The 14,004-nt window shown below is 46.1% G+C and carries 11 protein-coding genes; all 11 read right to left on the reverse strand.

Annotation, left to right across the window (positions count from 1 at the left end; translation table 11 throughout):
* Positions 1-2 precede the first annotated feature (2 nt).
* Positions 3-641 (reverse strand): copper homeostasis protein CutC, encoded by a 639-nt coding sequence (locus tag ACSSS3_RS01360; RefSeq protein ID WP_442846148.1) that lies wholly within the window; start codon positions 639-641, stop codon positions 3-5.
* A 5-nt stretch (positions 642-646) separates the two neighbouring features.
* On the reverse strand, positions 647-2,524 hold the full coding sequence (locus ACSSS3_RS01365) for a beta-N-acetylhexosaminidase (RefSeq protein WP_442846149.1): 1,878 nt from the start codon (positions 2,522-2,524) through the stop codon (positions 647-649).
* 12 nt (positions 2,525-2,536) lie between these two features.
* Positions 2,537-3,991 carry an alpha-L-fucosidase gene (locus ACSSS3_RS01370; RefSeq protein ID WP_442846150.1) on the reverse strand — a complete coding sequence of 485 codons (1,455 nt, stop codon included), beginning with the start codon at positions 3,989-3,991 and terminating at the stop codon, positions 2,537-2,539.
* Positions 3,992-3,997: 6 nt separating this feature from the next.
* A complete protein-coding gene (locus ACSSS3_RS01375) occupies positions 3,998-5,446 on the reverse strand; it encodes an alpha-L-fucosidase (protein ID WP_442846151.1) in 1,449 nt (482 codons plus the stop codon).
* 10 nt (positions 5,447-5,456) lie between these two features.
* On the reverse strand, positions 5,457-7,889 hold the full coding sequence (locus tag ACSSS3_RS01380) for a glycoside hydrolase family 3 N-terminal domain-containing protein (protein ID WP_442846152.1): 2,433 nt from the start codon (positions 7,887-7,889) through the stop codon (positions 5,457-5,459).
* 167 nt (positions 7,890-8,056) lie between these two features.
* A complete protein-coding gene (locus tag ACSSS3_RS01385; protein ID WP_442846153.1) occupies positions 8,057-8,581 on the reverse strand; it encodes a hypothetical protein in 525 nt (174 codons plus the stop codon).
* A gap of 3 nt (positions 8,582-8,584) precedes the next feature.
* Positions 8,585-9,232, reverse strand: coding sequence for a TIGR02117 family protein (locus ACSSS3_RS01390; RefSeq protein ID WP_442846154.1), 648 nt, complete (start codon positions 9,230-9,232; stop codon positions 8,585-8,587).
* 10 nt (positions 9,233-9,242) lie between these two features.
* Positions 9,243-9,599 carry a helix-turn-helix domain-containing protein gene (locus ACSSS3_RS01395; protein WP_099646820.1) on the reverse strand — a complete coding sequence of 119 codons (357 nt, stop codon included), beginning with the start codon at positions 9,597-9,599 and terminating at the stop codon, positions 9,243-9,245.
* Positions 9,600-9,601: 2 nt separating this feature from the next.
* Positions 9,602-9,895, reverse strand: coding sequence for a type II toxin-antitoxin system HigB family toxin (locus ACSSS3_RS01400; protein ID WP_099646850.1), 294 nt, complete (start codon positions 9,893-9,895; stop codon positions 9,602-9,604).
* 117 nt (positions 9,896-10,012) lie between these two features.
* Complete coding sequence (locus ACSSS3_RS01405; RefSeq protein ID WP_442846155.1) at positions 10,013-11,833, reverse strand: sodium:solute symporter family protein; 1,821 nt, start codon at positions 11,831-11,833, stop codon at positions 10,013-10,015.
* 64 nt (positions 11,834-11,897) lie between these two features.
* Entirely contained in the window at positions 11,898-13,829 is a 1,932-nt protein-coding gene (gene nagB, locus ACSSS3_RS01410) for a glucosamine-6-phosphate deaminase (RefSeq protein WP_442846156.1), read from the reverse strand.
* Positions 13,830-14,004 lie beyond the last annotated feature (175 nt).

Genomic DNA, 14,004 nt, shown 5'->3' on the forward strand with positions numbered 1-14,004 from the left:
AATCACTTGCTCAATTCGCCTACAATGCGGCTTCCGTGATAGGCTTTGGCTCCCAAATGCGCGTGAAGCTCCTGCAGATTAAACTGGGTTATTTTTCCGGCAGGCATAACCTCGATTTTATCAGCTGCTAACTCGAGCATGGCTTTCAACGTCTCCGCTCCATCAAAAGCATTCGACTTTCCGCCTGAAGTAAGTACGGTATCTATTCCTTCAAGCTCCAATAGCTGTTGTAAAGCTTCCAGCGGATCTGGAGTTGCGTCGATGGCTTTATGAATCACTACTTTTAAAGGTTTTGCCGCTTTGGTCAATTGCTTTAGCGCTTCGATATTTAAGGTATTGTCCGGATTCAGGGCTCCAAATACCACCCCTTCAGCACCGAGCTTTTTACACAACTCGATTCCGCTTTGCATATGATTGAGCTCCTCTTCGTTGTATTTAAAATCCCCATTGCGTGGTCTGATGATCACCCGAACCGGAATCTTTACCTGCCCGATCACTTTTTTGATCAGATCGGGCGCAGGGGTGAGTCCGTCAAAAGCCAGGTAGGCACAAAGCTCCAGACGGTCTGCTCCCTTTGCCTCGGCAGCCAGGGCCTGTTCTAACGATTCTACACAAGCTTCTTTTAAATAGGGTGATGCCATAAAAATTAGTTTTTGGGTTGTGGAATTCGCATAGTTTCAGAAGTAATGCTTCCCAACAACTTAGAGTCTGAAAATAGTCCGGCTTTAACCGTGGTTCCTGCTTTAAGCTTTAGTGGTTTCTCATACGCATTTGAAGACGCTGTTGGTGCGCTTCCGTCTAAAGTATAACGCACACTTCCCTCCCATTGCGGATGTAATACGACCTCAAAATTTTTAGCTTTTTCATCGTATTTCGCCCGAATCTCCACATTGTAAATTGTATTGGAATAGTTGAGATCCTGCAACTCATAGCGCTCCAATTGCTGCGGAATGCGCTTTTTAAAACTCTCCCAGTTTTTATGCTCTTCCCCGCTCCACACAACCTCAGCCAGTGCACTGATACGTGGAAAAACCATATACTCCCTGCTGTCTGAAGTGGGTAAATACTCCGTCCACACATTGGCCTGAGCGCCCATAATGTATTGAGCCTCTTCATCAGACAGGGCATCAGGCGTGGGTTTGTAAGAATATACTTTTTCCAATGGCAGGTATCCGCCTATGTTTAAGGGTTCCTGATCGGGATCGCCCTGCCCATGGTCAAAATACAAATGCGAACCGGGCGACATCACCACATAATGTGCATCCTTCGCGGCAGCAATTCCACCTTCTTCCCCGCGCCACGACATGACCGCAGCGTTTGGTGCCAGACCTCCTTCCAGAATTTCATCCCAACCGATGATTTGACGGCCTTTTGAATTCAGGAATTTTTCTATACGGGTGATGAAATAACTCTGCAACTCGTGCTCGTCTTTCAATCCTAAAGAGTCTATTTTAAACTGAATACGTTCGGAAGCTTCCCACTGGTCTTTTGGCGCTTCGTCGCCACCTATATGGATGTATTTGGAAGGAAAAATATCCATCACTTCAACCAAAACATCTTCGAGAAAATCAAATGTGCTTTCTTCCACATTAAAAATATCCGGAAAAACGCCCCAGGTGGTTACCGTTTTAACCGGCTCATCTGTATTTCCCAATTTGGGATACGATGCAACTGCAGCCGTAGCATGGCCGGGCATTTCGATCTCGGGTACCACGGTAATGTAGCGCTCTTTGGCATAAGCAACAATTTCGCGGGCCTCCTCTTGTGTGTAGTATCCGCCGTAGCGCTTGCCGTCGTATTTGCCGGTTCCGTAATGACCTACTAGAGTCGAATCGCGGTACGCACCCACTTCAGTCAGCAACGGATATTTTTTGATCTGTAAGCGCCAGCCCTGATCTTCGGTCAAATGCCAGTGAAAGGTATTCAGCTTATGCGCCGCCATCTGATCCAGGTATTTTTTGATAAACGCTATCGAACTGATGTGCCGTCCGGTATCCAGGTGCAAACCGCGCCATTTATAAGCCGGAACATCGGTAATTGTTACTGCAGGAACCGTCCAGTCTACCGCGCGTGCTACTTCATTTTTTACCACTTCAGGCGGAAGCAACTGATATACCGTTTGCAGGGCGTAGAAAAGTCCGGCAGGTTTATTTGCCTGGGCTAAAATATGATTTGGAGTTACTTCCAGGTGATACCCTTCTGCACCTAATTCTTCATTAGATAAAAGCTGAAAAACCACTGCGTGCTGCTGATCTTGAAAATCGACAAGTGGCAGTATGGGCAGCAGCATTCCGCTTACGGTTCGCAATTGCTTCTGAAAGCTTTCGGCAATGTGCATAACTTCAGCCTGAGCAGGATCTGCATACAAAACCGTACGCTCATCGATTACAAAATTGCCTTCACCCAACTCATATTCCGTAGGAATAGGAATTACTGAAAGCTCAGCTTTTTGAGCGCTCAGATTTCCGCAAAGCGAAAAAATAACAAGCGCAAGGCTTACGCGTAACATTACCGAATGTTTCATGGGATTGGATTTTTAATACACTTCTACGTTTGAAATCAACGGACAAGCCAAAGCTTCTGTGATCTCCACTTTTACTTTTGAGGTTTCCACCCCGTTTAATTTTAAAATGCGTTTGTGACCGATGGTGGTCTCGCTGGCGATTTCTTTCCAGGCGTTATTTTCCCAGACTGAAACGGTAAAAGCCGCTACCCGCTGCCCCAGCTTAAGGTATTCCTGAAGCACCAGATAATTCAGTTTTTGAGGTGCATCCCAGGTCAGTTCCAGGCTTCCTGTGGTCACACCGTCATCAGTTGTCCAGTAGGTTTCGTTATCACCATCTAGTACTTTGGCCGCATCAAATACTTCAGCCTTACCGCGATGGCTGCTTGCGGTAGCCGTTGCTTTTTCCGCCAGGTTAGTAGCAAAAACGCTGTCTAATATCTTGCGGAACCCCTGCAGGGCGGCCACATCATTTTCGTGAAACAGACCACGACGATCGGGAGGAATGTTAAGGAGCAAAGTAGAACCGCGCCCTACCGAAGTGAGGTACAATTCAAATAAATTTTCGGGTGTGCGTACCAGCGAATCTTCTGAAGCATGATAAAACCATCCCGGACGGATGGATGTATTTACCTCGGCCGGTACCCAGCTGGTTCCATCCGGAGAACCGGTTTGAAGCAAATCATAAATATCAGACTTGCCCGCATACAAAGTATCGGTGGTAATGGTGTTCCAGTTGGTTGTTCCACCTATTCCGGCCTCGTTGCCTACCCAGCGCAAATCGGGTCCTGCATCGCTAAAAAACAACACCTGCGGTTGAATTTCTTTAGCCATTGCAATAGTCTTAGGCCAATCGTAATAGGTCTCGCGGTCTATTTTGCGTTCTTCATTGGCTCCGCCATAATAGCCATCGCCGCCGTTAGCGCCGTCAAACCACATTTCAAACACCGGCCCGTAACCGGTAAACAATTCCTTTACCTGGTTGCGATAGTAATCTACATACGAGGGCTCGCCATAATCAGCACGATTGCGATCCCAGGGAGACAGATAGACTCCAAAATCGAGATCGTATTTCTTAGCCGATTGCGCTAATTGCTTTACCAAATCGCCCTTCCCGTCTTTATACGGACTCGCGGCAATATCGTGCTCGGTATAGGCCGAAGGCCACAGCGCAAAACCATCATGGTGTTTAGCGGTTAAAATCGCACCGCTAAATCCGGCATCTTTAAGGGTAGACATCCACTGGTCGGTGTCAAGCCCGGTGGGATTAAAAAGTTCGGGAGACTCATCGCCGTAACCCCATTCCTTATCGGTAAAGGTGTTGATGGTAAAATGAATAAAGGCATTCATTTCCATATCGTACCAGGCCAATTGTTCGGCGCTGGGCAATGGTCCATAAGGTTCCGGTGCTTCGTTATTTTTATCCTGCTCGCACGAACTAAAGAGGAGTATGGAAAGAATGGCGGTAAAACCGAATATCTGTTTCATAAAGCTTTAATTTTTAAATGAAAATGCTAAAGCGGCTTTAGCGCTTTTTCGCACTTCGGAAGGTATCTGAACGCTAACGGTAGTTCCGTTTAGGGTATAGCTTAACTTTTGACCCGTACTTACCAATCGCAAGGTGCTTCCCTTCTTCGGAAGCTTACCGGACCAACTGATTGTTTTAGGCACTTCTTTTCCGGTTTCAAGAAGAGTGATCGCGTAGGTTTCTTTATCGTTGGCCGTAAACCAGGTTTTGTTATCCTGATACGTATCAATTGCGTGTGTGCCGTAGATGGCTTCTGCATTTTGATCAAGCCAGTCGCCTATTTCGGCCAAAATAGGAAGCGCATCGGGAGGAAGCAAACCATCGGGTTGGGGACCAACGCCCAGCAGCATATTTCCGCCTTTGGCGACCACTTCAACCAAACTGTGAATGACTTCTGCCGAAGTTTTAAAATTATCATTAGGTACATAGCCCCAGTTGTTACCCAGCGTCATACAGGTTTCCCAGGGATGGTCGAGTTTGGTATCGGGAATTTTACGCTCGGGGGTCTGGTAGTTTTCATAAGGACCGTGAACGGTGCGATCGGCAAAAATGATTCCCGGCTGGGTCTCGCGGGCCATTGCTGCAATGCGGGGCATATTTACTTCCTGACTAAACTCGGGTATCGGTGCTCCCCAGGCACGCACTTCGTCGGTTACGGTTTCGCGTGGGCGCACCCAGCCGCCGTCTAACCACAAAATATCAATAGACCCGTAATCGTGCATCAGTTCGCTGATCTGATTGTAGGTGAAATCCTGATAGCTCTTCCATTTTTCGGGATATTTACGAATGTCGTAGTTCACATTTCGGTCTGGCGTGGCGTATTTATCCCACCAGAAGTCCTGATTGTGCCAGTCCGGCTTTGAATAATACGCCCCAATCATAAAATCCCTATTGCGGAAGGCTTCAAACACATACTTGGCTACATTGGCTTTGGGATGGTTTTTAAAGGGTCCGTTTGTGATTTTATAGTCGGTTTGCTGTGTGTCAAACATATTAAAGCCGTCGTGATGTTTGGTGGTAAACACCACGTACTTCATCCCCGCGTCTGCGGCAGCTTCCGCCCAGCTGTCGGGATCAAAATTGACCGGGTTAAAAACCGAACTCAAATTCCAGTACCATTTTTTATAATCGTTATACGAAATCCCTTCGGGCCGCTCCAGCCAGGGCTCCGAGCACAATTGCCAGGATTCAATAATTCCGGGAACCGCATAAACACCCCAATGAATGAGCATCCCAAACTTTTGATCGCCCCAGGTTTTCAGCTTTTGCTGAACCAAAGGATCTGTAGGTGCCACATAGACTTCAGACTGCTCGTGCAGGTTGCCGCCCTGAGCAAAAAGGGCCGTGCTGCCGGTTAGGGTGCCGTACAGCACAGTCCAAAGTATAAACCTATTTAGGGGTAAAAGGGTTTTCATAAATTCGTTTTTAGTTTTTTATAGGTATCGTTTCAGTAAGCGTCAGCGTATCGGTTAGCCGAATGTCCTGTGAAGATGCACCAAGCTGTATTTCAAAGCTTCCGGCTTCGGCTACAAAATCCATATCTACATTGTAGAGCGCTAAATCTTCAGGCGTAATTTGAAATGAAAGTGTTTTGCTTTCGCCTTTGGCTAAATGAATACGCTTAAAGCCGCGTAATTGCTTAACCGGCGTCACCACACTGCTCACCTCATCACGCAGGTACAGCTGCACCACCTCATCCCCATCGTGGTCACCCGTATTTTCTACAGTAACCGAAACATCAAATGCAGTGTCCTTTCCATTTCCGCTTTGCGAAATAGTCAAACCTGAATACTCAAATTGGGTATAGCTCAGACCGTGACCAAAGGCATAAAGCGCAGCGGCCGACTCCTCCACATAATCACGGCGTTTGGGCCACCAGTGGTTGTAATAAACCGGCGTTTGGCCTACCGACCTCGGGATGGAGATGGGTAAACGACCCGCCGGATTATAATCACCAATCAAAACCTCTGCCAGCGCTTGGCCGCCCTGTGAACCGGGGTACCAGGCGTCAAGAATAGCAGGAATGTGTTTGGCAGGCCAGTTGATTAATAAAGGTCTGCCGGTAATCAACACTAATACGGTTGGGGTGCCGGTTGCGGCTACAGCCTGCAGGAGTTCGAGCTGTTTTCCCATCAGGTCAAGGGTAGAACGGTCGTAACCCTCCCCGCTTTCCATATCGCTTAAAAGTTCATCTTCTTTGGACGAAACGCTTGCAGCACCGGTCTCCAGGTATTCGGTTTTAAAGTCACGGGCGCTGGAACCTCCAAGTACCACGATTGCTACTTCGGCTTCTTTTGCCGCCGCTACTGCCGCAGGAATATCGGTCTGGGTGGTATCGCGGATGGCAGTCCCTTTTACATAAGTTACTTCGGCATTTGGCCATTTTGCCCGAATACCTTCAAGTGGCGTGATGATATATTCAGGATCCTGAGGTGCTGTGTAATCCCCCAATTGATTGTACATCGTATCGGCGTTTGGCCCAATCACTGCAATTTTCTTAAGGTCTTTGGAAAGCGGAAGCAGATTGCCTTCATTTTTGAGCAGGGTGATGCCTTCAAGAGCTACTTCTTTGGCCAGGGCAGTGTGTTCGGGGTTGCGCACCACTTTCGCCGGAAGCTTTTCATCTACATAAGGATTTTCAAAAAGCCCCATTTCAAACTTCAGCCGAAGTACGTTTTTAACCGCTTCATCTAATCTGTCCTCACTGACGTCACCCGCCTTAAAGGCTGAAAATAATGCGTCGTCAAAACCGTTTCCGCCCAGGTCAACATCTACACCGGCATTCATCGCAAGGGCCGCAGCCTCTTCTAAAGTCGCGGCTGCGTGATGGTCGTTCTTTATACCTTCTATACTCCCCAGATCGGAAACCACAAAACCTTTGAAGCCCCATTGCTCCCGAAGCAATCCGGTAAGCAGTTTTTTATGAGCCGTACTGGGAATCCCGTCTACCGAACTGTAGGCAGTCATTACCGACAGGGCACCGTTGTCAATCGCCTTTTTAAACGGATACATATACGCCTGCATGAGTTCACGCTCGCCCACGTGAACCGCGCCACCGTTGTGTCCGCCTTCAGAGACGCCGTAAGCCGCAAAATGCTTTAAGGTCGCAATAACCCGGTCTTTTTGATCGATGCCTGATCCCTGAAATCCTTTAATAAGGCCCAAACCCATTTCTGCAATGAGATAGGGATCTTCCCCAAAGGTTTCCTCTACTCGTGACCAGCGCGGTTCACGCGCCAAATCAAGGATGGGTCCGTAGCCGATGTGCGCTCCCTGAGCACGTAATTCGACAGCGATGGCAGCGCCCATTTTTTGGTTGAGATCGGGGTTAAAGGTGCTGGCCTGAGCGATAGCTGCGGGAAATTCGGTTGTGCCAATGGCCATATGCCCGTGCATGGCTTCTTCGGCTAAAAATAAGGGAATGCCCAGCCTGCTTTCTTCAACAGCAATCTTTTGAATGGCATTTGTAGCCTTTGCAGCCAATTGCGGATTGAGGCCGGTTTGTAATGTTTTTTGAGTCCAGGGATCGGCGCGCAAGGTGCCCCAGAGCGCTCCGATGTTTTGCGTAGCTACTGCGGTTTTTAGCGCTTCGCTGGCCACTACCCCTTTTTTGGTTTTGGTATACATAGGCCAACCCAGTAAGGTTGAAAGCTGACCTACTTTTTCTTCGGTCGTCATACGCATCAGGAGATCGTCAACGCGTTGTTCTATGGAGAGACCCGGATTTTTATAAGCGGCATGAGGCGGAATTTTATCCTGCGCGCAAACTGAAAAAATCCCAAAAAGGATAAAACTCAGCACGAGGCAGCTGCATTTAGCAAAACCGGAATACGATGTCTTTTGTGTAGCTTTTTGCATAAAATGGTATCAGGTATTCAAGCTTTGGGTGTAAATACCACTAATTTATTCTTTAAAGCTAAAAGAAGTGCGGGTTTACCTGAAAAATAATCGCTGAATAACGGCTCTGCGTAGCTTAGTGACGCCAAGGTGTTAGGAGTTCTTTATGAAATCAGAATGCTCAAGCCTTAATTGTGCCTGGATTCTTTACCTGTAAAACGCAATAACACCGAATCCTTTTGGCTTTGCCCAAAAAGCCTACCGGTTTTAAATGCAGTCAGTACCAAAAGAATTACCAAAGCCAACTGAATACTTATAAGAATCCAAAAAACAACATTCCATACATTGCCTTGAGTTGTTACTATTCCTTCAGTTGAAGAATGATAACCGGAAGAAGTACTCTCCCAAAGCCTAAAGAGACAAATTAAAAAGGTAAAGATTAGTATTAAGGCCATGGTAGATACAATCAAGATCAAATTTGCAATCTTATTTCTGAACTTCTGTAGTAAAACCCGAAACAGGTAAATACTAAAAATGATAAATACGATATAAACACAAATTGCAGTAAGAGTTGGAATTATAAAGTATGTATCGTGAATATTGACATCTATTTGAGACTCGGGGTGCAATGCTTCCCAGCCTATACTATACATAGGTAAAACCAGTAAAGACACAATTAGCATCAGCAAAAAAATCAACTCTTTACCCTTCATATTCTAATCATATTTCCCCATCAACCCAAAATCAAAGGGTGTCCATAAACAGGCTTTTAAACCACTTTCTTTAAATGCCGTATTTACCCACGTATTGCAGGTTTTAATACACGAATAACTCCCGTTAGCCTTATAAAAATCATCGCGGGAACCATAGCCGCCATCCTTCAGAATTTCCTTATTACCATTGGCATCCGGTTTGAAGCTGTTTACCAGATAGGTGTTGATTTTTTCTAATTCTTCCACACTCAGACGCACTTCTACCCAGTCGTCCTGCTTGTTGCGGTAACGGGTTAGATGCATTAGCGTGGTACTTTCTAAAAACAAGGCTTTAAAGGCATTTGCAAAAGTCAGATCTCCCCAGGTAGGCGTATTGATGTAGAAATTTTCATCTCCCCAGCCAAAAGACATATAGGCGTCTGCATCAGTCCTTTTCAAATCTTTACTCAAATCGGCAGTCATAGCCGCTCTGGGCAGAACAATATCTAAATGCACCCCATTGGTTTTGAGATAGATTACCTGATCTGCGGGTTGATCTTTAGCCTCGCGTGGAACGGTTATCGCTGTCAGAACCAAAGAAACAACCAGATAACCTACCGGGATCAACAGGACATAGAATAGAAATCTGAGCAGTTTGCGAAACAGTTTCATTTTTTATATTTCAATATTCCTGAACCAGAACTTCGGTAGGAATGTGAAGCTTTATGTTGAGTTTTCTGATCATATCGAGAGTTAGCTTTCGCTTTTTATTCAGTATCTCGCTCACCCTGCTTTCAAAACCTACTATTTCGGCTAAATCCCTCTGTTTCAAACCCATTTGTTCCATTCTGAATTTAATGGCTTCAATAGGATCTGGCATACCTATCGGAAAATTTTCACTTTCGTACTGCTCAATTAAAATCGAACGAATTTCAAGTTCATCTCCCTCTTCAGTACCTTTTTTGGCATCAAAAATGTCTTCCAGGCGTTCTAGCGCATCCTGATAATCCTGTTCATTTCGTATAGGTGTTATTTTCATGATCAAATGGTATTTGCATCTATTTTGTCATATTCTGCGTGTGTGCCCATAAAGCGAATCCAGCAAATCTGAAACTCAAAATTAATTTTTACAATAAGGCGGTATTTATTGCCCTTGATGTTGAAAACAATTCGATTTTCCCGAAGAACACTGGCTGTTGGATATTCATCCTTAAGCGCGTGGATGGTTTCAAAAGACGACCGCTCCAATTCCCGATACCAGGATTTTAGCTGCTCTTCACAGTCGGAATGCTTTATCCAAAAATCCCGTAATGTTCGCTTTGCAATAACTCTCACTTTAGACCAGGGTTTTACCAAAGATATCAAAACTTACCAAATTGGTAACTATCCGTTTAAAACAAAAAAAACGCCCCGAATTAACGGGACGCCTTTTCACCAGAAACAATTAAAAACTCAAAAAACTCGCGTTTTTATACGCTGCCATAGTTTTACCAGAACTACAGTTGCGATCAGCGTGAGTACGGTTAAAATACCGGCCTGGGTATAGAACCCGTAGATCCAGTATCCGGTGCTGAAAAGCGCACCGTATATGGTAACACAACCCACTAAAGTAGCCAGTATCCCTGCGGGTACAGACCATTTTTGGGTGTTGGTAACTAAATTTTTTCCCTGCAACTGTGCTTGTGCCAGTATACGCTGCCAGCCGGGACCACCGGGCTGGGTGCGTTTGTAAAAGTCGAAAAGCGTGCGTTCGGTTTCAGGCGGAGTTAAGAAGGTTACACTAAGCCATACAATAGTGGTTAGCAATACAATCATAGGATAAGTTGACCAAAAGGGTAAAATACCGTCTGCTTCGGCAGTGCCAAAAAGCACCACTCCCAATGAAGTAAAATTGAAAAGAATCGAGATGATCCCGGAAGAAAACATCGCCGAGATTTCACTCCAGGCATTGATACGCCACCAAAACCAGCGTAGGATAAAGATGAGTCCGGTACCCGCGCCAAACATCAATATGATATTGAATAACTGGTAGGCATTGGTAAGGATTAAAGCCAAAGCCGAGCTGATGATCATCAGCAGTACAGTTGAAATACGACCGGCATTTACCAGTTCCTTTTGAGAAGCTTCGGGTTTGATGTAGCGCGCATAAAAGTCATTAACCACGTATGAAGATCCCCAGTTTAAGTGGGTTGAAATCGTAGACATATAGGCGGCGATCAGCGAAGCCATGACCAGGCCCAAAAGACCCGCAGGCAGTTTGGTCAACATCGCCGAATACGCCAAATCATCGCCCAGCTTACTTTCTACAATATTGGGAAAGGCCTCGTGAATACTGGCGATGTCCGGATAAATAATCAATGATGAAAGCGCTACCAAAATCCAGGGCCAGGGACGTAAAGCATAATGCAGGGCATTAAAGAAAAAGGTGGCACCTATGGCGTGATTTTCATCTTTGGCCGCAAGCATACGCTGGGCAATATAGCCCCCTCCACCGGGTTCGGCACCGGGATACCAGGCGCTCCACCACTGCACCGCAAGCGGAATGATAAGCAGGGTAACCAGCGTCGCTGTATCATTAAAATCGGGCATGATGTTGATCTTATCTATGACTTCGGCGTGGCTCAGGAGTCCGCTCATACCGCCCACTTCAGGCAGGTTAACGCAATACCAGGCTGCGCCTATACCTCCGGCCATTGCTGCAAAAAAGAGAATAAAATCGGTGTACACAACGCCTTTAAAACCACCCACGGTACTGAAAATAACCGTTACCAGACCCGCGTAACCTATGGTTTCCAGCGGACTCAACCCCAGCATAATCTGACCGATTTTAATCGCTGCCAGTGTTACCGCACTCATCGCAAGCACGTTAAAGATCACACCCAGATACACGGCACGAAAACCGCGTAAAAAACGGGCCGGCTTTCCGCCGTAGCGCAACTCGTAAAACTCGATATCGGTGGTCACTTCAGACTTTCGCCAAAGCTTGGCATACACAAAAACAGTAAGCAAACCGGTAATCAAAAAGGCCCACCAGACCCAGTTGCCACTTACCCCCTGATTCCGTACAATATCGGTCACCAGGTTAGGCGTATCGGTTGAAAAGGTTGTGGCCACCATCGAAATACCTAAAAGCCACCAGGGCATATTTCGTCCTGATAAAAAATATTCGGCAGAACTTTTGCCTGATTTTTTGGCAACCATTAATCCTATAATCAGGGTGATTGCAAAAAAGCCAATGATAATGGCATAATCGAGGTTTTCAAGAACTACCATACGTTACGTATTATTTCTATTTTTATTGATTTTGTTATTTGGGTCAGTAAGGTACTTTTATTTTTTAAAAGTGATAGCGCATAAAGGCTTCCATAGCTGCATATTCTGCCAGACCCAGGGCCCGGTATTTCTGAGCGGTTTCCTTGTTTCGGTCTTCTGCACGCACCCAAAACTCGCGTAAATCTTCTCCCTGAAACATCACGCCGTCTTTTTGAGACTGATGGTAGAAAATAGCCTGACGCTTTTTAAGCACCTGGTCCGGGCTCATAGGCACGGCCATCTCGATCTCGTGCATTTCAAACTCGTGCCAGGCACCGCGGTATAACCAGACCCAGCAATCGTTCATATAGGCTTCGCTCTTTAATTGAGCAAGCGATTCAAAAATGATATTGAGGCATACTTTGTGGGTCCCGTGTGGATCTGCAAGATCCCCCGCAGCATAAATCTGATGCGGCTTAACGCTGCTGATCAATTCGTTTACGACAGCTACATCATCCTGAGACATCGGGTTTTTCTTGATCCCTCCGGTTTCGTAAAACGGAAGGTCTAAAAAGTGTACATGCTCATCGGGAACGCCTTCAAAACGCGTAGCTCCCAGAGATTCGCAGCGTCTGATCAATCCTTTTAACTGACGCACCTCAAGCGGATCGACCTCGTTGCGTTGTTTATTTTTTATCTGATCTGCGATTTTACTGAAACGCTCGCAGTCGTTATTCCCCATAAGTGCTGCCACTTCAGCAAACTTCAAGGCTTCGGTATCGCTCACTGCGATATTTCCCGAAGTCTGATATGCGATATGTACCTCGTGCCCCTGCTCTACCAGGCGATCAAAAGTTCCACCCATTGAGATCACATCATCATCAGGATGCGGACTAAAGATAATCACACGTTTTCTCGCGGGCTCTGCACGCTCGGGACGTTTGGTATCGTCTGCCCCTGGCTTCCCGCCGGGCCAGCCGGTGATGGTGTGCTGCAGCTTGTTAAACATTTCGATATTGAGGTTGTAGGCCGATCCCTGCAAGGCAAGCAGGTCTGACATCCCGTGGTCGTTATAATCCTTATCGGTAAGGCTTAAAATGGTCTTTCCGGTTTTTTCGCAAAGCCAAAACACCGCTTTGGCGGTTAATTCTTTGGTCCAGTCACAGGTACCTACAAGCCAGGGAGTTTTTACGCGGGTAAGTTCGGAAGCGGCAGCATCATCGAGTACAAAAGTCGTATTGTCGTGCTCCTGAAGATAGGTAGCAGGCACGGTTGAGGAAATTTCACCCTCAATGGTTTCCTTTAGAATTTCGGCTTTATTTTGACCCCAGCCCAAAAGCACAATACGTTTAGCGCTCAAAACGGTATTGATACCCATCGTGATGGCCTTTTTTGGCACGTTAGAAAGACCTCTAAACGAACCGGCAGCATCGGCACGGGTTAAATAATCGAGCGTAATCATACGCGTACCCGAGTTGAAATGCGATCCCGGCTCATTGAAGCCGATGTGTCCCGTGCGGCCAATTCCCAAAAGCTGAAAATCAAGTCCGCCAACAGCTTTGATTTTGGCTTCGTAAGCGATGCAAAAAGGCTTTATTTCTTCCTGCGAAAGGGTACCATCGGGGATATTTACCTGATCTGCAGGTATATCGATATGGTTAAACAGATGCTCGTGCATAAAGTAGTGATAGCTCTGCACGTCTGATTTTTCCATCGGCCAGTATTCATCCAGGTTGAAGGTGATCACATTTTTAAAACTCAAACCCTCTTCACGATGCATACGCACGAGTTCGGCATACACATTAATGGGGGAAGAACCGGTAGCCAGACCCAAAATGCAGGGCTTACCGGAAGCTGCTTTGCTGCGGATCAAATCTGCAATCTCACGGGCAACTATTGCCGAAGCTTCGGTTGATTGCCCAAAGCTGATGTTGTGAATCTTCTCAAAGCGGGTCTCTTCAAATTTACCCGCCGGTTCGTATTTAATTAATGCTGAATCTTGTAAACCTGGTTTCATAGTGGTTGTTATCTTTTTTTTGAGCGTTCAAAATTCCCGGAAAAACCGTATTCAATTCCAAATATAATAAAATATGTAGTACATATTATTCGTTGCTAAGTTGAAATTCTTAATTTTTTTAAGGTTTCCAAAAAAGATTCGATAGACAACCGCTGCGGGAAGCTAAATGACATGA

This window comes from Leeuwenhoekiella sp. H156, from assembly GCF_052218455.1.
In the GTDB taxonomy this organism is placed as follows: Bacteria; Bacteroidota; Bacteroidia; order Flavobacteriales; family Flavobacteriaceae; genus Leeuwenhoekiella; species Leeuwenhoekiella parthenopeia.